This is a genomic window from Flavobacterium daemonense, from assembly GCF_007341385.1.
Classification (GTDB): Bacteria; Bacteroidota; Bacteroidia; order Flavobacteriales; family Flavobacteriaceae; genus Flavobacterium; species Flavobacterium daemonense.
The window spans coordinates 18,881-41,764 of record NZ_VJYD01000013.1 but is presented as its reverse complement, the minus strand read 5'-3'; the positions used below and the strand labels follow the sequence as shown (position 1 = coordinate 41,764).

General features: G+C 34.5%; 14 protein-coding genes. 10 read left to right on the top strand and 4 right to left on the bottom strand.

What is annotated here, in order from left to right; all coding sequences use genetic code 11:
* Positions 1 to 175: 175 nt before the first annotated feature.
* From FND99_RS15855 to FND99_RS15815, 9 genes are all read left to right on the top strand, one after another.
* Positions 176 to 1,111: an alpha/beta hydrolase gene (locus FND99_RS15855; RefSeq protein ID WP_144338918.1), complete on the top strand. Its 936-nt coding sequence runs from the start codon at positions 176 to 178 to the stop codon at positions 1,109 to 1,111.
* A 41-nt stretch (positions 1,112 to 1,152) separates the two neighbouring features.
* Complete coding sequence (locus FND99_RS15850) at positions 1,153 to 2,373, top strand: glycoside hydrolase family 88/105 protein (RefSeq protein WP_144338917.1); 1,221 nt, start codon at positions 1,153 to 1,155, stop codon at positions 2,371 to 2,373.
* 178 nt (positions 2,374 to 2,551) lie between these two features.
* Positions 2,552 to 4,153 carry a glycoside hydrolase family 43 protein gene (locus tag FND99_RS15845; protein WP_144338916.1) on the top strand — a complete coding sequence of 534 codons (1,602 nt, stop codon included), beginning with the start codon at positions 2,552 to 2,554 and terminating at the stop codon, positions 4,151 to 4,153.
* A 7-nt stretch (positions 4,154 to 4,160) separates the two neighbouring features.
* A complete protein-coding gene (gene pelA / locus FND99_RS15840; RefSeq protein ID WP_144338915.1) occupies positions 4,161 to 6,161 on the top strand; it encodes a pectate lyase in 2,001 nt (666 codons plus the stop codon).
* Between the two features lie 22 nt (positions 6,162 to 6,183).
* Positions 6,184 to 7,536, top strand: coding sequence for a glycoside hydrolase family 28 protein (locus tag FND99_RS15835; RefSeq protein ID WP_246074230.1), 1,353 nt, complete (start codon positions 6,184 to 6,186; stop codon positions 7,534 to 7,536).
* Between the two features lie 72 nt (positions 7,537 to 7,608).
* Complete coding sequence (locus FND99_RS15830; RefSeq protein ID WP_144338914.1) at positions 7,609 to 8,352, top strand: rhamnogalacturonan acetylesterase; 744 nt, start codon at positions 7,609 to 7,611, stop codon at positions 8,350 to 8,352.
* 210 nt (positions 8,353 to 8,562) lie between these two features.
* Positions 8,563 to 9,108: a YcxB family protein gene (locus tag FND99_RS15825; RefSeq protein WP_162615565.1), complete on the top strand. Its 546-nt coding sequence runs from the start codon at positions 8,563 to 8,565 to the stop codon at positions 9,106 to 9,108.
* 119 nt (positions 9,109 to 9,227) lie between these two features.
* Positions 9,228 to 9,806 (top strand): hypothetical protein, encoded by a 579-nt coding sequence (locus tag FND99_RS15820; protein WP_144338912.1) that lies wholly within the window; start codon positions 9,228 to 9,230, stop codon positions 9,804 to 9,806.
* 210 nt (positions 9,807 to 10,016) lie between these two features.
* Positions 10,017 to 10,463: a hypothetical protein gene (locus FND99_RS15815; protein ID WP_144338911.1), complete on the top strand. Its 447-nt coding sequence runs from the start codon at positions 10,017 to 10,019 to the stop codon at positions 10,461 to 10,463.
* A gap of 99 nt (positions 10,464 to 10,562) precedes the next feature.
* Here FND99_RS15815 and FND99_RS15810 read toward each other — a convergent pair whose 3' ends face one another.
* Genes FND99_RS15810 through FND99_RS15795 form a run of 4 tightly spaced genes read right to left on the bottom strand, consistent with a single transcriptional unit; the run spans position 10,563 to position 19,263 of the window.
* On the bottom strand, positions 10,563 to 12,368 hold the full coding sequence (locus tag FND99_RS15810) for a prolyl oligopeptidase family serine peptidase (protein WP_144338910.1): 1,806 nt from the start codon (positions 12,366 to 12,368) through the stop codon (positions 10,563 to 10,565).
* Complete coding sequence (locus FND99_RS15805; RefSeq protein ID WP_144338909.1) at positions 12,352 to 15,318, bottom strand: glycoside hydrolase family 2 protein; 2,967 nt, start codon at positions 15,316 to 15,318, stop codon at positions 12,352 to 12,354. Before FND99_RS15805 ends, FND99_RS15810 begins: the two co-directional genes overlap by 17 nt.
* Positions 15,318 to 16,442: a glycoside hydrolase family 88/105 protein gene (locus FND99_RS15800; RefSeq protein ID WP_144338908.1), complete on the bottom strand. Its 1,125-nt coding sequence runs from the start codon at positions 16,440 to 16,442 to the stop codon at positions 15,318 to 15,320. Before FND99_RS15800 ends, FND99_RS15805 begins: the two co-directional genes overlap by 1 nt.
* Positions 16,443 to 16,464: 22 nt before the next feature.
* On the bottom strand, positions 16,465 to 19,263 hold the full coding sequence (locus FND99_RS15795) for a glycosyl hydrolase (RefSeq protein ID WP_144338907.1): 2,799 nt from the start codon (positions 19,261 to 19,263) through the stop codon (positions 16,465 to 16,467).
* A gap of 448 nt (positions 19,264 to 19,711) precedes the next feature.
* Between FND99_RS15795 and FND99_RS15790 the strand changes: the two genes are divergently transcribed.
* The gene (locus FND99_RS15790; protein WP_144338906.1) at positions 19,712 to 22,867 is read left to right on the top strand and encodes a SusC/RagA family TonB-linked outer membrane protein; all 3,156 of its coding nucleotides are present in this window, start codon (positions 19,712 to 19,714) and stop codon (positions 22,865 to 22,867) included.
* Positions 22,868 to 22,884 lie beyond the last annotated feature (17 nt).

Genomic DNA, 22,884 nt, shown 5'->3' with positions numbered 1-22,884 from the left:
GAACTTTCACTAATTATCAAAATGAAATAAAAGGCAGTTTTGTTTTTTTATTTTTCGAAAATCTTGGTTAGTAATGATTTGATAATTTTTAAGAAAGTTGTTTTTTGAAGTTGTTAAAAAAGGAGTTTGATCAAGCATCGGACTCCTTTCTTAACTAAAAATAAGAAGCTCAGAAATGAAAAATAAAATAGTGTTTTTATTACTGCTTTTAAATGCTGTAACGGCGCAAAGCCAATACAGTATTGATACTTCATATACGGTTAAAAGTACTTATGCTAAATTGATTAAAAAATATCCTTTTATCGCGATTGCAAACGAAAAAAAGGATAAAAACGTAAATCAGATTCAAGATTTGGTTTATAATCAAATTGAAAACAGAGCATTGCATTTAGATGCTTATTTTTATAGTCAAAAAAAAGCAAATCCGGCAGTTATCATGATTCATGGTGGGGGATGGCGATCTGGAAATAAAAATCAGATGAGAGTGATGGCTCAGGAAATTGCATCAAAAGGATATTCTTGTTTTCCGGTTGAGTACCGATTATCATTAGAAGCCAAATATCCAGACGCAGTTTTTGATGTTAAAAATGCAATCAAGTTCATAAAAGATAATGCTAAAAAATTTCACGTCGACCCGAATAAAATTGCTGTTTTAGGATGCTCTTCAGGTGGTCAAATGGCAGCTTTGATTGGTACAACAAATAATAATCCAGCCTTTGAAGATTCAAGTTTTAAAAGCAAATCTTCGTCAAAAGTAAATGCGATAATTGATGTTGACGGGATTTTGGCTTTTAAGCATCCAGAATCGCAAGAAGGAGAAATGGCATCGTTTTGGTTGAAGGGAACTTATGAAGATAACCCTGAAAATTGGAAAAACGCTTCGGCTTTGACGCATACAGACAAAAATACACCTCCTGTTCTTTTTATAAACAGTAGTTTTGATCGATTTCATGCCGGAAGAAATGATATGATTGCAATTCTGAATCAGTATAAAATTTACAGTGAAGTAAAAACAATAAAAGATTCTCCACATTCATTTTGGTTTTTTGAGCCTTGGTTTGATGAGATGAACAGTTACACAATACCATTTTTAGACAAAATATTTAAATAATAATATTCCGAATGAAAGCAAAAATTAAAACATATTTTAACATGGAAAATAATAGAAAACTTAAATATTTAGCATCGGCTGCAATGGCTTGTTTTATGCTTTTTACAAGCTCAAAAGCAATTTCGCAAGAAACTGTTGCAAAAGATATTATGATTTCAAAAAAATCAAAATGGTCAGATAAAATGGCTTTGACTTTGATGAAACGCCATCCAGAAGCGTATATGATAGACGATTCAAAATCGCCAAAATGGGATTATGTTCACGGTTTGGTTTTGCATGGTTTTGAAGAATTATACAAAAAAAATCCAGATCCAAGATACCCAGTTTATGTTAAAGGTTATGTTGATGCATTGGTTCAAAATGACGGAACAATTAAGTCGTACGAGTTTGACAAATACAACATTGACATGATTGTTTCTGGTCGTTTGCTTTTCAATATTTATCAAACTACAAAAGAGGAAAAATATCTTAAAGCGATGCAATTGTTGCGCAAACAATTATCAGAACAACCAAGAACTCCGGAGGGCGGATTTTGGCATAAAAATATTTATCCAAACCAAATGTGGCTGGACGGTTTGTACATGGGAGAACCATTTTACGCACAATACACGGTTACTTTTGAAAACGGAAAAAGCTTAGATGACGTTGCAAAACAATTCGAAGAAATTCAATTGCATGCAACAGATCCAAAAACTGGATTGTTATATCACGGATGGGATTCAAGCAAAAAAATGCCTTGGGCAAACCCAGAAACTGGAAATTCACCAAACTTTTGGTCAAGAGCTTTAGGTTGGTACGTTATGGCGCTTGTTGATGTTTTGGATTATTTCCCAAAAGATCATCCAAAACAAAAAGAATTAGTTGGCTACTTGAATAAGGCATCTGAAAGTATTGCAAAATTTCAGGACAAATCAGGTTTATGGTACCAAGTAACAGATAAAATGGGCAAAGAAGGAAATTATTTAGAAGCTTCTGGATCGTCAATGTTTGCTTATGCTTTTGCAAAGGGCGCAAACAAAGGATATTTGCCAGCAAAATTTAAAAAAATCGCCAACAAAGCTTTCGACGGATTAACGACAAAATTGATGAAAGTAGATGCTGATGGAACGATTACGCTTACTGAGGCTTGTGCTGTAGCAGGTTTAGGCGGAACACCATATAGAGATGGTTCTTATGAATATTACGTAAAAGAAAGAAAAAAAGACAATGATCCAAAAGCAACTGGACCTTTTATTTTAGCTGCTTTAGAATTGAACCGATAGTTTTATTGATAATTATTAATTGTTAATTATAAATTGTTAATTATAAATAATGTGACTTGTTATGTCATTTCGACGAAGGAGAAATCACACTAGCAATTCGACAAAGATTGGCGAATAGTAGTGGCGGAGTTTCTATTGTGATTTCTCCTTCGTCGAAATGACAAAAAATGCATATAAAATGAACAGAATAAAAAACAGTCTTTTTCTATTATTGTCAATATTCTCAATACAGAAGAATACAGCACAAGTCTGGATACCAGACAATGGAGACGGAACTTATAAAAACCCAATTATTCATGCTGATTATTCAGATCCTGATGTTGTAAGAGCTGGTGATGATTTTTACATGACAGCATCGTCTTTTAATTGTATTCCGGGTTTGCCAATTTTACATTCGAAAGATTTGGTGAATTGGAAAATTATTGGGCACGCGCTAATTAAGCAAACTCCAACAGAAACGTTCGATAAAGTACAGCACGGAAACGGAGTGTGGGCGCCAAGCATAAATTTTCATAACAATGAATTTTATATTTATTATCCAGATCCTGATTTCGGTATCTATATGATAAAAGCTCAAAAAGCAGAGGGGCCTTGGTCTGAGCCTGTTTTGGTTAAAGCTGGGAGCGGATTAATAGATCCGAGTCCTTTGTGGGATGATGACGGCAAAGTTTATTTGGTTCACGCTTTTGCAGGAAGCCGTGCAAAAATTAAAAGTTTATTGGTTGTCTGCAGTATGAATCCCGAAGGAACTGCTACAAACAATGATGAAGTTATGGTTATTGACGGTCATGACGGCGAAGGAACAATTGAAGGTCCTAAATTCTATAAAAGAAATGGCTATTATTACATTTTTGCTCCCGCGGGAGGAGTTTCTACGGGGTGGCAAACTGTTTTAAGATCTAAGAATGTTTTTGGTCCATATGAAAAGAAAAAGGTTTTAGAACAAGGAAAATCTGCAATAAATGGTCCGCATCAAGGTGCTTGGGTACAGACACAAACGGGTGAAGATTGGTTTATTCATTTTCAGGACAAAGGCGCTTACGGAAGAATCGTTCATTTGCAGCCAATGAAATGGGAAAACGACTGGCCTGTAATGGGAATAGATGTTGATAAAAACGGAATTGGCGAACCTGTAACAACGTTTAAAAAGCCAAATGTTGGTAAAAAATATCCGATTGAAACTCCGGCAGAATCAGACGAATTTAATTTACCAAAATTAGGATTGCAATGGCAATGGCAAGCAAATGCTCAAAACAATTGGGGTTTTCCAACAAGTTTGGGATATTTTAATTTGTATTGCGTTCCCACAATTAAAGACAGTAAGAAAATTTTTGAAGCGCCGAATTTACTTCTTCAAAAATTCCCTGCAGAAGAATTTACTGCAACTGCAAAAATGACTTTCAACACTCGACTAAATGGGGAAACAACCGGTTTAATCATCATGGGATTGGATTACAGTTATTTGAATTTGAAAAATGATAACGGAAAACTGTATTTGAATCAGAAAACTGGAACTTTTGATAAGAAAATAGAAGAAAGTGAAACCAATCCGATTTTAATTTCTAACAATACAATTTATCTAAGAGTTAAGATAAAAAAAGGAGGAATCTGCAGTTTTTATTATAGTCTGGATGATAAAAAATATCAGCCAATTGGTAATGATTTCACTTCAAAAGAAGGAAAATGGATTGGCGCCAAAGTCGGACTTTTTGCCTTGAGCGAAAAAATTACAAATGACTCAGGAAATGTTGCAGTTGATTGGTTTAGAATTACTAAATAAGATAAAAATGATTCAATTTAGAAAAACAATAGCACTTCTTTTATTCGCATTAAGTTTTGGTTTGAATGCGCAAAGTAATTACAAAACCTGGCCAGATGTAATTCGGAAACACGATGCTGCTTGGTTTGGAACAGAAGAAGCTAAAAAAGTAGCAGAAAACGTATTGCTTTATCAAAGAAATATTGGTGGATGGCCAAAAAATATTGCAATGCAGGACGAATTGACCGATCAGCAAAAGAAAGATTTGATCGCACTTAAAAAAACAGCCTTAGAAACTACAACTGATAATGGTGCGACGTGTCAAGAAATGCTTTTTATGTCCAAAATGTATGCACAAGTAAAAGATGAAAGATATAAAGAATCGTTTTTAAAAGGTTTGAATTATTTATTAGAAGCGCAATACAATAACGGTGGCTGGCCTCAGTTTTATCCGATTAAAAAAGGATATTATACGCACATTACGTATAATGATGATTCGATGGTGAACATCTTAAATATAATGAAAGAAATTAGTGAAGAAACTGATTTTTACAGCATTAAACCATCAAAAGAAGTGGTTCAAAAAGCAAAGAAAGCTTTTGATAAAGGAATTGACTGCATTTTAAAAACACAATACAAACAAAAAGGAGTTTTAACAGCATGGTGCGCGCAGCATGATGAATTTACTTTAGCTCCGGCAAATGCTAGAGCTTTTGAGCTGGCTTCATTAAGCGGTTACGAATCCACAAAAATCGTTTTGCTTTTAATGTCAATAGATAAACCTTCGCGTGAAATTGTTACTTCGGTAAAAAGTGCTGTGGAATGGTTTGAAAAAACGAAAATCACCAATTTAGAAGAAAAAAGAATTCTGAATGACGAAGGAAAAATCATTGATAAAAAAATGATTCCAGTAACAAACGGAGGACCAATTTGGGCACGTTTTATGGATTTAGAAACTAATGAACCATTTTTTTGTGATCGCGACGGAATCAAGAAGAAATCGTTGGATCAAATTGGTTCTGAGAGAAGAAACGGTTATTCTTGGTATTCGGATGCGCCAAAAGAAGTTCTGAAAAAATATCCTGCTTGGGCGGTTAAAAATGGGACAAAAGTCTCTTCTTCAGATAAAAAAAATGTAACGTTGATTACCGTAGCTCAGGATGGCTCAGGTGATTTTACAAAAATTCAGGATGCAGTTTATGCTTGTCCGGCTTTTCCTTATGAGAAAATTACGATTTCGATTAAAAACGGAATTTACAATGAAAAAGTTCGCATTCCAGAATGGAACACAAATGTAGTTTTGCAAGGAGAAAGCAAAGAAAAAACGATTATTACTTTTGATGATAATTTTTCGAAAATCAATTTAGGCAGAAATAGTACTTTTTATACGTACACGGTTTTAGTTGAAGGAGATGATTTTTCGGCATCAAATTTAACCATAAAAAATGCGTCGGGCGATAATGGTCAAGGTATTGCTTTGTCAATTGTTGCGAATCGTGCAAAGGTTACAAATTGTCTTATTTTAGGAAATCAGGATACGTTGTATTTATCAGGAAAAGACGCAAAACAGTATTTTGTAAATTGCTATATTGAAGGTACAACTGATTTTATTTTTGGAAGTGCGACTGCATTATTTGACAATTGCGAAATCCATAGCATTAAAAACTCATATATCACTGCGGCATCAACACCAGAGGGAACTCCTTTTGGTTTTGTTTTCAAAAATTGCAAGTTAACAGCTGAGCCATCTGCAGATGCTGTTTATTTAGGAAGACCTTGGCGTATTTATGCAAAAACGGTTTTCTTAAATTGTGAATTAGGAAAACAAATCAGACCAGAAGGCTGGGAAAATTGGTCAAAACCTGAAGCAGAGAAAAATGCATTTTATGCCGAATATAATTGTACAGGTGATGGTTTTCAGCCTGCGAAAAGAGTTTATTGGTCGCATCAATTAAATAAAACTGAAGCCGAAAAATATACACAGGAGAATATTTTGGAAGACGATTTATCGGGCTGGTATTCAAAATAATTTCTGATTTGAAAATGTAATTATGATGAATTTTAAGTACCTATTTTTTTTGCTGATTTCGACGTTTTCGTTTGCACAAAATGCTGTATTTCCATCGGCAAAAGTGGATTCGATTGTCAAAAGAATTCAGTTGCCAGTTATTCCTGCATATCAAATAAATGTTATAAAACTTGGCGCAAAAGGAGATTCGATTTCAGACAGCAAACCTGCGTTTGATAAAGCAATGGCATTGTGCAAAAAGAATAACGGAGGAACGATTTTAGTACCAAAAGGAATTTATAAAATCAACGGCCCAATTCACTTTGTAAGCAACGTTAATCTTAAAATAGAAAAAGGTGCGAAAATAAAATTCAGCGATAACCCAAAAGATTATCTCCCGATGGTTTTAACAAGCTGGGAGGGCACAATGCTTTATAATTACAGTCCGCTTATTTATGCAAATGGTTGCTCGAATATTGCTATAACTGGCGAAGGAACTATTGATGGTGAAGGCGGAAAAACATGGAAAAGTTTTAAGGAAAAAGAAGAAGCAGGGAAAAATAGAAGTCGGGAAATGAACCATAATAATGTTCCTTTAAATGATAGAAAGTTTGGAGAAGGTTATTTTTTGCGTCCGCAGATGATTCAGTTTTTTAATTGCAAGGATATTTTGGTAGAAAATATCAGAATCGAGAATTCTCCGTTTTGGTGTCTTCATTTGCTTAAATCACAAAGTGTTACGATTCGCGGAATCAGTTATAAATCTTTAAACTATAATAATGACGGTGTCGATCCAGAATATTCTAAAGATGTTTTAATTGAAAATGTGACCTTTAATAACGGCGATGACAATGTGGCTATAAAAGCGGGAAGAGATCATGAAGGACGTGCCAATAGCGCAACGCCGAGTGAAAATATAATCATCAGAAATTGCAATTTTAAAGGGCTTCATGGTGTTGTTATAGGCAGCGAAATGTCGGCTGGAGTTCAAAACGTTTTTGTTGAAAATTGTAAAACAGTCGGCTATTTAAAACGAGGTATTTATTTGAAAACTAATGCTGATCGAGGAGGTTTTATCAAAAATGTTTTTGTTCGAAATATTCAATTAGATGAAGTAGAGGACTGTCTTTATATTACGGCAAATTATCACGGTGAGGGTAGTGGTTTTCAATCCGATATTTCCAATATTTATTTTTCGAATATTACCTGCAATAAAGCTTCAGAATCAGGAATTGTTATTCAGGGATTTCCAACTAAAAAAGTCAGGAATGTACATTTGAATAAGATCGAAATCAAAGAAGCAAAAAACGCTATTTCAAATGAAAATGCCGAAAATGTAACAATGAGTGATGTTTTTATTGGCAAGCGAGCAACAATTCCAACTTCAGCAAAATAATTTATCATCTTAATCGAAGTTGAAGGAAAACTATAAAATCACAATTTAAAATCTAATACTAAGAATTCAATAATGAAAAAATATATCCTAATTGCCTTATTTATCTCAACGGCATGTTTTGCACAAAAAACGACTTTGTACACAATTGGAGATTCAACAATGGCGAACAAAAAAGATCCAGACCGAAATCCAGAACACGGGTGGGCACAAGTGCTGCAACCATTTTTTAATGACAACATTACGGTTGTAAACAAAGCTGTAAATGGACGAAGCACTAAAAGTTTTATCAATGAAAAACGTTGGGATTCAATTTATAAAAAACTTAAAAAAGGCGATTATGTCTTTATAGAATTTGGACATAATGACGAAAAAATTGAAGATTCTACGCGTTATACAAATCCGCATACTGCATATCGATATAATTTGATTAAATTCATAAAAGAAAGCCGTGAAAAAGGAGCAATTCCAGTTTTGCTGACTTCTATTGCGAGACGTAATTTTAACGAAAAAGGTGTTTTGGTGCCTACACATGGTGATTATCCTTTAGAAACCAGATTGGTGGCGCAGCAATACAATGTGCCTTTTATCGATTTAGAATATTACACTGAATTGCTGGAGCAGTCTTATGGTCCAGAAAAATCAAAACAATTGCATTTGCATTTTAAGGCAGGTGAAAATCCGTATTATGATAAAGACAAAGCCGATGACACACATCTTTCCTTGAAAGGAGCAACTGCAATAGCGCAGATCGTAGTTAATCAAATCAAGCTTTTAGAAGATCCTTCAATTGATAAATTAAAAAAACAAATCAAATAGAAAAATAGATTTTAACGATCGAATGTACTAATAAGAGAAACCTTGTGTTTCTCTTTTTTTTTGAAGGAAATACATCTTACTGTTTAAAAATGTCTTATTCTGACTTTTTAATAGCTTAATTGGTTAATTGAGTACTCAAAGTTGAGTTAATTTTATTCATTCATTCTTACGATGAATAAAAACAAAATTAATCCTTCAATTTTAGTTGCTATGAACGACACACAATTTTCTCTTGAATTTGAATTAAATGCTACAGAAATTCGAAGGCTCAATAAAATGTATTTTAAGAATTTATGGGAAGAAAGAATACGCATTTTTGCAAGTATATTTTTAATCGCGGCTATTTTTTTGAACTTTTTTAGTTTAGAAAAAGATGGTGATTACATCATTTGGATTATTAAAAATTTGGTGCTTGTAATTATTTTTTTGCTGTTTCAATATTCAGTTGTAAGCACTATCTGCGGCCTGATTTTTCAATTAATTAAGAAGCTGCAGAAATTCGATTTATTCATTAAAAAATACAAGTTCAATTTTACCAATTCATTTATTTATGTGCAGTCTCCGGTAGGCGAAATAACACATAAATGGAGCCAGATTGAAAAGGCAATTTTAACTAAAGATTTCTTTTTTTTATACGTAAAAGAGAGAAATGGATATATAATTTCAATATCTAATAAAGGAGATAAAAGACGGAATATGAATGAGCTTATAGCTTTTGTGGAGCAAAAAGTTACTCATATTACGAAAGTCTGCTAAAATCGATAGCTGTGCGATTGTGAAATGTTATAATCTTATTTCTGTATTTTTTTAACCTGCCTAGAAAACCAAACAACAACTCATTTGTATTGCATTTAAGGCAGAATAATAATGATTTAATGAATAAAATTTTTTTTGACACAAAAAAATATTTGATTGATAGAAAAAGGAAAAAATCTCATTTCCTTAACCAGTTTAGGATTTACAATGATAAACGCGAATGTATTGGTTTTATAACAGAAAGGAAGACATTTCTAGAAAAAATAATAAGATTCAAATTCCTTCCTTTTTCATTTGAAATAAGAAATGCTAATGGTGTTTTAAATGCATCTTTATCACGCGAATGTTTTTTATTTTGTGGCATAGTTGTAATAAAAGATACAAATGGCAAAAAAATTGGGAGTATTAGACAAAAAAAATCTTTTTATAAAAGAAATCTGGAAATAATGAATGCTGCGGATGAAGTTATCGCTGCAATTGATAGAAATAAGAAAGATTTTTGCTTTACGATAATCGCGGTTGCCCGAAATGTTTTGTGTGAAAAAAAGCAAAAAGAAAAAAACTTGGATGAAACAATTTCTTTGTCCTATAATAAATATAGTATAATAGTCGAGGAAATTTGCAGTACGGTAGAAGATAAAATGACTATTATATCGAGTGCACTAACAATTAGTATTCTTTTTAAGAAGATTTTGTAATTGAAGCCATAGAATATTATGACCTGATTTTTTGTATTAAGATTTATTGAGATTAAAAAAACTTATTTCAACTCTTTTTTGTCTTATTCTATAAATGTTGGCTGCTTGCTCTTTTTATTTTTGTCAAGTTGTTTAAAGGTTTGATTAGTAATAATGTAGATGGCTTTTTGATGACGTGGAATTACAAATAAGAAAAATTTTTATTGCATTATGGAAAAAGAAAAAGTATTGGTACGAGATAATAAAGGTGTTTTTTTAAAAATGTTTAAACGAAGATTCAAAGATGAATTTGATTTTTCAGAAGAATTATTTTCTCTAACTAACGAGAATTATTCTAAAAAATTTAATCGTTCAATATTTGTTGTCTATGATAAAACTGAATTGTTGGAATTTTTAAAAATAGAGAAGAAAGGGTTGCATGTGTTAGTCTGCCTATTTAATAAACAATTATACGGCAGTTTATCTTTTTTAAATGATATGAGTAATTTAATTGTGCTAGATAATGCTAAAACTAGATCTGAAATTATAAGTGAATTAAAATCGCATTTTAAAAAGAATTTAATCGGAACTAAAAAACAAGAAGAAGTTTTTTCAAGCGACTCAATTTTTGAAACTCGATTTCAAAATCTATATAAAGCAATGTTTTTTTTAATGTAGCTGAAAAGAAAATAGTTTGATATTTGAATTTGTGTATGTTTATTTTTTAAAAGCAGGATATCGGTTGCTCAATATCCTGCTTTTTGTTTTAATGCTAATTTATTCTTTTTTCAAAGCAGCAATTTCATCCGCAGAAACTTTTATTACAGTGCCATGACGCGTTCCAACAGGAAAATTGACTTGCTCTGAAATATCTTCCCAACCTTTAGAAGTTTCTTTTACTGCACCATATTTTTTTTGAGTGTATTTGTCAAAATAAACAACCCAATTATTGTCAATTTGTATAGCTGTCGGACCTTCAGCCCAATAATCACCTGTTATGGCTTTGCTCGCCGGACTGTATGGTCCAGTTAAATTTTTGCTAGTAGCAATTTTGATGTTTTTTTGAACTGGATTACGTGTTTCATCTTTCAAATACATAACATATTGCTGCTCTTGTTTTACAATCGAAGCATCAATTACATTAAAACCGGGTTCATATAGTAATTTGGTTTTGGCAAACTTTTTAAAATCTTTAGTTGTGGTATAATAGATTCTGTGATTGTATCCTTTTTCTTCCTCCGATTTTGTTTCTGGAAATTTGCCATCAATTGTAGAAGCCCAGTAAATCATATATTCTTTTGATTTTTCGTCATAAGTAATTTCTGGAGCCCAAGTATTTCTAGCTTTTTCTTCATGCGCCATTACCGGAATAAATTCTTGTTTTGACCAATGAATCAAATCTTTTGACGAAGCATAACCAATTCCTTTGTCAGTCCAACTTACTGTCCAAACCATATGGTATAAGCCATCACCGCCTTTAATGACGCAAGGATCACGCATTAATTTGTCCTTTCCGACTTCTGGAGTTAAAAATGAAGTGTCATTTTTTAAAGCATTCCATTTATAGCCGTCTTCACTATAAGCAAGATGTAATCCGTCTTCGCCATTTCCTTTAAAATAAGTAAACACATAACCGTCAGGTTTTAAGGTGTAATTGTTTGCAATTAGCCATTTTTCGCAATCTTTTGGCCAGTTTGCGTTTGTTCCTTTTACGCCTAAACCAAAGCCGTGACCTCCATTTTCATATAAATGCATTTCGGCTGATATTTTTTCTTTTTTTAGTGCCAAATAATAATTAATACTGTTTTCAACCGGAACGGCTTTGTCATCTGTGGCATGAACTAAAAATGCTTTTGGTGTTGTGGCGGTTATTTGTTTTTCGTTCGAATATTTTTCGGATATTTCAATTGAAGCATTTTTTCCTAATAAATTATCTTTAGAACCCTGATGCGTGATGCCTTCCTGCATGGAAATTACAGGATAAATCAAAATTGAAAAATTTGGTTTGGCGCTTGTTGTATCAGCTGGCGTGTACACTTTGTCATTGTAATGTGTTGACAGGGTAGAAGCCAAATGTCCTCCGGCTGAAAAGCCCATGATACCAATTTTATTCGGATTCAATTTCCATTTTACAGCATTTCTTCGCACAAGTCTTACAGCTTCCTGAGCGTCTTGAAGTGGAGCAACAGTTTTGTTTTTCATGATTAAGTCGCTTGGTAATCTGTATTTCAAAACAAACGCATTTATTCCCAAACTATTGAACCATTCTGCAACTTTGAAACCTTCTTTATTGATTGCCAGCATTCCGTAACCGCCTCCAGGACAAATTATAACCGATGTTCCATTAGATTTTTCGGGATCTGCGAAGTAAGCTGTAAGTGTTGGCAAAGTTACTTTTCGGACACCTTCTGAAAGTTCATTTTTGTGATCTACTTCTTCAGAATATTCTTTTGAAACTATTTCGTCTGGAATTTTATCCCAAAGTGGCATTTCTTTTTTCTGCGAAAGCGCCGGAATTGTCAATGATAAAAAAATGAAAAGCAATGAAGCTTTAAGACGATTTAAATTATTTGATTTTTTCATAAAATTCTATTTCAACTATGCGTAATTGACCGGTCGCATCAACCGATGTTTTATCTTTATATAAATCTAGTTCTTTTGTTGGATCTACTTCAACAATTTTTGAAAATCCGTCTTTTTCGGTGTTGGAACCAATCAATTCGATTGTTATTTTTTCGGCTAAAACGGGCTCCAGTGGAATCTTAATATAACCCAAACTTTGCGTTGTATTTCCTTTAAAAACTTCTTTTCCATCAGCTAAAATTCTGATCGGATAAATTTTAGTTCTCCAACCTGTAAATTTTATAACTGCTTCATTAACAATTGATGGTTTTGAAAGCGTATAAGTTATAGATCCTGTCTCAATGTTTCCATCATTTCGCCATTCGGTTAATTCGTTGTCATCATAACTTTTGTACGTATCGTTGTTGTTTGAAGGAGAAACTGCATTTAAAATATTTACCGGAATTCTTTTTTGTGTGTATGAAGGCGTTTTCGGTGTTGGTCCACGTTCTAAATTCGATGGCAGATTTTTCCCTGGCAATGCTGAAGAAAGACCGTTAGCAGAATTTACCGCTTTAGTTTCAAAAGATATTTCAGCCGACTTTAGTCCTTCCGATTTTGCAGAAATGGTTATTTTTCCGGTTTTCGCCAAAGACTGAATCATTATTCGATTGGCGCCATTTTCAACCGGAATTTCTTTAGAAAGAATGTAGTTTTTTGGGCCTTGCGCAATACCACCAAGCCAAGTTGCTGGACCATTCACTGAAAATGAAATCATATTATTGCTTATTGGGCAAAGATTTCCGTCTTTATCAAGTACTTCAACATCAATTAATGCAGTATCAGCACCATCGGCTTGCATTCCTTGTGGCTGTGTATTTAATTTTAGTTTGATTTGAGATGGTTCGCCTGCGGTTGTTTTTTCATCTTGACTTAAAATAGTTCCATTTTCATCATAACCAATAGCTTTTATTGTTCCCGATTTCCAAGCAATATTTTCGAAAGTAAATAAAAATTCACTGTTTCTTTTTCCAAAACCTTGCGAAATTCCGTTTACAAAAAGTTCTACTTTTGGTGCTGTAGAAACTACGTAAATATTCTTAACGACAGTTTCTGCATAATTCCAATGTCCTAAAATATGTGTTCGGTGTTTTTCAACATCAACCCAGCCATCCCACATAACTTGATGTGCATAATAGCCATCTTTTGGAATTCGCATGGCATCAACTTCACCGCTTGTTCTATAATTCGATTCACCTCGATGATGTGTATTTGAATCGGAAAAAATAATATTTACACCGCCAGAATTTACTCGTTTTCCGGTTCCGGGTCTTTCTCTATAATAATCGTACCAGCGCACAACATCTTCAATAGCATGGCGGTCTTGATTGTGATTGTAATCAGATGCTGAAGCGCCACGATACAAAGGTCCATCTCCTTCTTTATGAAAAGGAGGTGAAAATTCGTCCCAATATTTACGCATACCTTCGTCTCTGGAATATTCAGTCGCCCATAATGGTTTTCGTGCACTTTTGTTGATGTAAAGCATTTCACCACCATATTCGGCTTCTTGACTATCCAGCATTTCGCGGGAGCCAATTGCGCGTCCGCCAAAAGGATCATAAGTATCTCTCAGACTTTTCATTTCGTGCATATGCGCCTCGCTGATCGATTCATTGCCACTTTCGTAGAAAACAATACTTGGATTATTTCGATTGTAAATAATAGCATCACGCATCAAGTTTACACGTTGTTTCCAAGTATCGCCTTGAGCATCTTTTTCGGCGTCACCGGCTGGCATGGCTTGCAATAATCCAACGCGGTCACAAGATTCGATGTCTTGTTTCCAAGGCGTAACATGCATCCAGCGGACTAAATTTCCGTTTCCTTCAACAATTAATTTATTGCTGAAATCGCTCTGCCAAGCAGGAACAGACATTCCAATTGCGGGCCATTCATTGCTAGTTCTTTGTGCGTAACCTTTTACCTGCAAAACTCTGTCATTCAGCCAAAATTGTCCTTCGGCGAAAGCTGTTTTTCTAAAACCGGTTTTGGTTGCAACTTCATCAACAATTTTTCCGTCGATTTTTAAAATGGTTTTTACCGTGTATAAATAACCGTATCCCCAACTCCAAAAATGAAGATTATTTAGTAGAGAATTAGTTTTTAAAATTTTAGTTTCATTCGGAGAAATTGTAGTTTTTTCGCCAGAAAAAGAAGCTACTTTTTTGCCTTCTAAATCTTCAACAACAACATTGTATTCAACATTTTTTGCTGCTTGAAATTCGTTGCGAACTTCCATTTCTGCATTGATTATGGCGCTTTCAGATTGAATATCGATTTGTGAAGGATAAATGTAAACTCCTGTCGTTTTTAAAGTAGAATAGAGTGGGAGTGTTTGGTATAATTTGCTGGTAATATGCAGAAAAACATTCTTCGGAATTCCGCCATAATTTGCATTGAAGTTGATGTTATTCCATTGATAAGGAGCGCCAGTTGCCTGTTCTTTGTATTTCCAGTCATTGTCAATTCGTAAAGCAATTATATTTTCCTGCGGAAAAGGCTTAACGAAATTTGAAATATCAAGTCCAAAAGCCATCACGCCATTTTCATGCATTCCCACTTTTTGCCCATTGATATAAATGATTCCGGCTTGACGAATTCCTTCAAATTCCAAGAAGATTTTTTGGTCTTTGATTCCCTTTGGAAGTTTGAATTTTTTTCTGTACCAGACAATTCCGGTGGTAAGATGATCAATATCTTTTTCAAAAGCTTCTTCCTGATTGTAGGCGTGCGGAAGCGTAATTTTTTTCCAGGAATTATCATTAAAACCAAGAGACTCTGCATTTTTAGAGTCTCCGGTTTTTAGTTTCCAATCGGAATTGAAGTTGTATTTTTCTCTCTTAAATTCCTGAGAAAATATCGCGGTTTTAAAAAGAATTAAAACAAGAAATAAGAGTGTTTTTTTCATTATTTCATTTTATATATTTCCGAACCAGCAAGTAAAAAACATCCTAAACCGTAATCTTCAAAGTCAGGAAATTTATCGTACGAAAGTGGCTGGCCGTCTTTAGGTTCTTTACCTGTTGATTGCAAAAAGCCTAATGCACCATTAGTATGCAGACTTTCTTTTATCATTGCATCCCAAGCTTTTTGAATTACAGGTAAATACGTCTCTTTTTTCAAAATACCGCTGTTGACTCCGTGTGCCATTCCGTACACGAATAAAGCTGTTCCAGAAGTTTCTTTCTCTCCAAAATTTGTTGGATCATGCAAACTCACATTCCAGAAACCGTCAGCTCTTTGAATTGGCACTAAAGCCGCAGCCATCGCTTTTAAATCTTTTACATATTGATCTCTGTGTGGCGCATTTTCAGGAATAATAGTAAGCACTTTCGCTAAAGCGGCAATCACCCAGCCATTTCCACGGCTCCAATAGCAATTTTTTCCATTTGGTTCTTTGTACGGAGGATCGAAATCGGCATCACGCCACCATAAACCATCTTTTGGATTAAATAATCCATGATCGCCATGATTGTTTCGTGAGTACATGTACATTTGGTACATTTTTTCAAAATAGCGATTGTCTTTTTCTAAAACGCCCATTTTTGCAAAAACCGGCATTCCCATTTGAATCGCGTCAATCCACGACCAATCGTCTAATTGAGGCGTATTTAAAAGCATATTGATATTTGCTTTTGTGTTTTTTAATTTCTTAGCATCTGGCTCCAACTTATATAAATCAATATAGGTTTGCGCAGCACAGTAATTATCGGCATTACGGGTTGTGTTCCCTCCGTTGAAACCCCATTTGTGGAATTCGGACCATGAATAAGCATAATCATAATAAGCTTCTTTTGGGAAAATTTCATGAAGCGCCATCAATCCTTCATAATAAACACCACGCGTCCAGATGTTGCTTGGACGTTCTTTATTTGTAATGATTGTTTTGCCTGTTTCTGGCCATTTTTGCATGAAATAGTCATTAGCCAAAATCATTTGTTTTAAAACAGCCTTTTTATCAAATGGCTGTTGGGCGCTTATTGTACACGTATACAAAAAGCATATTGAGAAGAATAAGGATAATTTTTTCATTTTTTGTATTCTTAGTTAATAGTTAGTTTTGCTGTTTTAATGGTGTGATTGTGATTGGTCCTAAAAGCCCTGATGGGATTGGAGCCCATTTTGTTGCATCGAATTTTTTATAATCTTTGTCCACCATATTTATTTCATAGAAAATCTTCCATTCTTCGCCTTTTATTTCTTTGTTGCGAATACGGTTTGCAGAAAGATTCGTCACCTGAATTTTTAAGATATTCTTTCCTGATTTTAATTTCCCGATGTTTAATTGATACGGAACTGACCAAGCTGTTCCTATAAATTCGCCGTTTACCCAAACTTTTGCGCTTTCGCGGACATCGCCCAAATTTAAACTCCAATTTTCTGTCTTGGCATTCGGATTGTTGAATTCTAAAGTATAAGTCGCTGATCCTGAAAAAGCTTCTGCTTGTGGGCCTAATGTTGTCCAAGATTCTAAATTTGAAATAGTCGCGCTTGGAGGCAATTCTGGTCCGCCTTTGTCGAAATTAATTTTCCAATTTCCTTTTAATGCAATAGCATCTGCAGTTGGCTCATAATAATTCCATTTTTTCTGCGAAGCTGTATTTTCGGTCTTTAAAAAATAAGATTCGCCCGGAGCAATTTTAATTTTTACCAATGTTGTATTGGCGGATTTTTGTACAATGGCATTTCCAAATTCTCTTGTCAACGGATTCAGAATTATAACTTCTTTGTTTCCAGCTTGAATTGGGATAAAACCATCAATTGTTTTCGTAGTATGATTAACTAAATAATAGATTTTTTCGCCGTCAAGATTTCTTCTTGTAAATTTTAAGCCTGTATTTACAAGCGTTTCAGGATATATTAGCGCAGTTTCTAAAGTTTTTAAAACATCAGAAGATGGTTTTACAATCTCGCTGTTTGCACTTAATAGATTTTGAAGTTCTTGTTCTTGGCTTTTAAAATCATTAAAACCAGGAACAGATTGAGGCAGACTTTCGAAAATGATATTTGCACCAGCTTTTTTCAATTCAATCAATTTTTGCAAAGTTGCAAGAGGCATTTTTTGTGTTGGAGGAATAACCAATGCTTTGAAAGTTGTGCCATTAAGACTGATTCTTCCGTTTAAAACTTTGGCTTCAGCAATAAAATTATCGGAGATAAAATCGACGCCATAACCTTTATTCATTAGCTTTTTGGTCGAAGCATAGAAAGAAGTTGGGTGAAGCCATTCTTGAAGCGAATGTATTTTGAATTCAAAAAATAAAGTTCCTTTTTGGTATTTGTCCCAAGTGTCAAAAATTGGCCAGTAAAGTAGAATTTCATTATCTGATTTTCCTTGCTGTAATAAAGACTGACAGTTTGAAATATAAGAGAATAGAGAAGGAGCATCTTCCCAAATACTATTATTTGCGTTAAAATTTACCGCTGCATAAAATTGCCATCCGGGCCATACCGCTCTGTCTGGCGAATAAGTAGATCCATGAAGAAAAATGTGGTTGATGCCGCTTAGCATTAAATCCTCAGCTTCTGGTTTACACTGCGATAAAGCTGCTTTGAAATGTTCACGAAGCCATGTAAAAGTCTCAGATGAAACTAGATTTTTTCCAGAAATATGTGCTGCCGATGATGAAAATTTAAGCATTACTGGATCAGCATCGCCTTCGCGGATATCTTCTTTTTCTCGTCTGAATCCCGGAATATCAAATGGCATCGAACCAAAAGTTTCACATTCTGGAATATCTGCAGCAGCGTATAAATCAATCAGATTTCCCGGAGATCCATGCGCTTGCAATTTTGTTTTGAAACTTTTCGAATGCGCCCATTCTGTCCAAGGTTTGTCAAATTTATTCAGCAATAAATCACCAATAGTTTGTCGGTAATCGCTTCTAATTCTGTTGCCAATTTCGCTATCCGTTTCATTTAATAATAAAGGCAATTCTTTTTTGAGATCATAACCACGAAGTTTTTGAAATTCTTCGAAAAATTTTGGCGTAAAATCAGTGCCATAAACCTCATAACTGTCATTAAAAACGGCTCTTATTTTTCCTTCGCGTCCTTTAAAAGCGTTGTTAAACGGAACCACATATGCGTTAAGAGCTTCTTGAGAATAATGATCTAAAGTAAAACCGTTTCCGCCTGGAGCCGCTCTTTTTACTTGTTGTCCCGTTTTTCCGCTGAAAACAGCATATAAGGTATAATCTGTTTTTTTAGCTTTCCATTTTAATTTATTAGGCTCGGTCTGAGCAGGAATTGCAACCGATTTTCCGTCAATTCCTTTGTCTTTTATTTTTGTCTGATTCTTTTTTAATTGATCTGTTAAGTTGATGTACGAACCGTCTTTTCCATAAGCAACTACATATAATAAGTCGGCCGGATTTTTTTCTTTCTTATTTTCAACAGTAATATTTCGGTCGAATGTTTCGTCTTTTTTCAGTTCATACTTTTCAATTATGAGTTTTGTAGCAGCATTTTGCACCGTAACATGAGATCCACCGTATGGCCATCCCGTTCCTAAAACCATGTCAACTTGCATATGCAGACTATCGGCAACATGAACAGTATAATCCAACATTTCCATCCATTTTGGAGAAAGGTAATCGATGAAATTATTTTCTTCGCCTTTTACTCCATAAATAGGAGTGATTTCTACACCGCCAATTCCTGCGTTGTGAAAATCGGTCAGGCTTCGTTTTAAGTTTGGTTTATCAACGGCACTTCCCATCCACCACCAGCGCGCCCACGGCTGATTTGTATTTGTAGATTTTGGCCAAGGCGAATTTGTTTCCTGAGCTGCCGAATTTAGAATCCAAGAAAAGGATAATATAATAAGGAAGTTTGATTTGGTTATTTTCATTAGTTAGGGTTCAATAGTTTTATAAAACGGTTACTAATTTACTTACTTCATATAAGTATAGAAGTATAAAATAGCAACTTTTTAATGGTTGTAATAAGGTAAAAGTAGAAGTAGAAACTCAATTTGCTATCCTGTAGCGTCCTGTTTTATTTGATTTTCTTAAAAATCAAAAGAGTAAAAATTTGTCATATTTTTTTCTCAATTCGCATTTTTGACAAATAAATACTATCAAATGCAAAAAAAATATTAATTAAAATTTCTGATAATTTATTTGTAGAATCTACACTTATTCTGCATTGTAAATCAGATAGTTGAAGTTGTTTTGGAGTTAAAGAAAATATAAATTTCAATATAATATCCTGAATGTTAACAGGATACTACAGGATGCTGTGCCCTTATGTTCTAAATAAATTTGGATAAACTAATTAATTAACCAAATTTAACTTTTATGAAAAACAAATTTAGTCTTTTGCTGATTTTGGTCATGTTTGCGCTGTTGCAGACAGCAGGTTATGCGCAGAACAAAGTGGTTAAAGGTACAATCACTGATGCGGCAGGACTGCCTATACCAGGAGCAAATGTACTTATTAAAGGAACAAAACAGGGAACAAGCACTGACTTTGATGGTAAATATTCTATCAGTGCACATGCTGGACAAGTATTAGTTTTCTCATCTACTGGTTCAAAAACTGTTGAAAAGACAGTTGGTACTGCATCAGAAATTGATGTGAAACTCGTTGACGAGGTTTCTCAACTTAATGAGATCGTTGTTGTTGGTTACGGTACTGCTAAAAAATCTGACCTTACAGGATCAGTTTCAAGTATAAATGCGCAACAATTGATGAACAGACCAGTTTCGAGCGCAACAGAAGCGTTGCAAGGTAAGATTGCCGGAGTTGATATTACAACAAACGAGCGTCCAGGAAGCCTTGGTACAGTTCGTATTCGTGGTAATAGATCTTTAACAGCAAGCAATGATCCTTTGTATGTTGTAGATGGTGTGCCATTGATGTCTGCATCTGCAATTGAAACTTTAAATCCAAGAGATATTGAATCGATGGATATTCTTAAAGATGCTTCAGCAACAGCGATTTACGGATCTCGTGGTGCAAATGGAGTTATCATCGTTACAACTAAACAAGGAAAAGCTGGCCGTTTTACTTTAAACTATGCTGGTACAGTTACAACTTCTCAAATTGTGGACAGATCGCCATCAATGAGTGCATCTGATTTTATTACTTACAGACGTTGGGCAGCATACAACCTTGATCCAACTAAATATGCTAATCCAGCGACTCCAACTTATGCAAATGATAAATTGATTTTTGACAGTGCGTTAGATGGACAAACATCAAGAGACAACGTATTGAAAGGTTGGTCAAGCGGTACTTGGGATGCTTCAAAAGTAACCAATACAGACTGGACTGATTATGTAACTCAAGGTGGTGTAAGCACAGAGCACGTTCTTAGTGCAAGTGGTGGTTCTGAAAAAGTAAATACTTATGGTTCTGTTGGTTATTTAGATAATCAAGGTACTCAAAAAGGGCAGTGGTACAAAAGATATACTGCAAAATTAACGTCAAATATCACTCCTGTGGATTGGTTTAAAATGACGGCTTCTTTCAATGTTTCTTGGAGCGAGCAAGATTTTGGTATGTCAACTTTAGGTGCAAGAAGCGGAACTTCGCCAAATGCAATTTATGATGCTGCTAAACAAATTTACAATATTGCAGTTCCTTATGATGCAAACGGAAATACAATTATTAATCCGGGTGGTGAGTCAGGAGTTTACACGATCATGGATGAGTGGGAAAAAAGTACGCAGCAATCGCAAACAATGCGTGTCTTAGGTAATTTTTCTGCTAATTTAGATTTTGGAAAAATGTCAAAATCATTAGAAGGTCTTACTTATAAATTAAATTTCGGTCCTGATTTCCGTAGTTGGAGAGAAGGTGCTTATATTGATGGAACATCATCATTAAAAATTAATGCAAACGGTAGTGCGGGAAGTAATTATGCACGTCTTAAAAACCGTCGTGATTTTTCTTGGACAGTTGACAACATCATCAACTACGATCGTACTTTTGCAGCGAAGCATAAAGTTGGTTTGACTTTATTGCAGACAGCATCATCTTGGAATATTGAAACTTCTGAAATGAGTGCTAATAATATCCCTAAGCCTTCTTTCTTATGGAATGCAATGGGTTCAGTAGATGCAACAAATGCGGCTAACAATGCACGTATGAGTTCAGGTCTAACAGAGCGTGCAATCAGTTCTTATATGGCACGTGCAAATTATGGTTATGATAATCGTTACTTATTGACAGTTTCAGGACGTTGGGACGGAGTTACGCAATTATCAGAAGGACACAAATGGGACTTTTTCCCATCTGCAGCATTAGCTTGGCGTCTTAACAACGAGGAATTCTTGAAAAATGTTGATTGGATTAAAAATCTTAAACTTCGTTTAGGAATGGGTACTTCTGGTAACTCTTCAGTTGATCCTTATGGAACTTTAGGAAACATCAGCCAAATTTTCCTTCCTTTCAATGGTCAGAGCAATGCAATTGGTTTTACTACAAATGAACCATATTACACAGATACTCAAACAGGAATGCCTAACAAAAACTTAGGTTGGGAAAAAACGACACAATACAACTTAGGTGTTGATTTTAGTTTCTTGAACAACAGAATCAGTGGTACAATTGATACTTATAAATCTGATACAAAAGATTTATTATTAAAAGTTAGTATTCCGCCAGTATCTGGTTATCCATATATTGTTTCTAACATTGGTGAAACAAAAAATCATGGTGTGGAGGTAACGCTTAACATCATTCCGATTCAAACTGCTACTGGATTTACTTGGGAAACTAACTTAAACGGAGCATGGCAGAAAGATGAAATCGTAAGTTTGGCAAATGGTGCACAAGACATGGTAAGCAACTCATGGTTCATTGGTCAATCAATTGCAGTTCGTTACGGATATGACAATCAAGGTCTTTGGCAAAATACTCCAGAAGATCTTGCTGAAATGGCAAAATGGAACGCTAACGGTTACAAATTTACACCAGGTAACGTAAGACCAAAAGATCAAAATGGTGATTACAAAATGGATGGTACTGACCGCGTAGTTGTTGGAAACAGCAATCCATATTATACAATGGGATGGAATAATAATTTTACTTACAAAGGATTTGATTTAGGAATTAACCTTTATGGTCGTGCAGGTTACACTGCTTCTTTAGGTGGTGAGGCTTTAACTGCTCATGCTAACCAGCGTGAAACTGATTACTGGACTCCAGATAATCCAGGTGCTGAATTCCAAAAACCAATTTTAGGACAAGCAACTTCAGGTTCTGCAGATCCATTTTCTGGGCTTCTTGGTTTCCAAAAAGCATCTTTTGTAAAAATTCGTAATATTTCTTTGGGTTATAATTTGTCTAAAGACGTTGCAAATAAAGTTGGAGTGGCAAACATGAAATTCTATATCCAAGCTGTAAACCCAGGAAGCATCTACCAATCATTAAAATGGTATGACTTTGATACAGAGAAAACATACTACAACCGCAGCTTTGTGATGGGAGTTGAAGTTGGGTTTTAATAAATTGTGGCGAATTG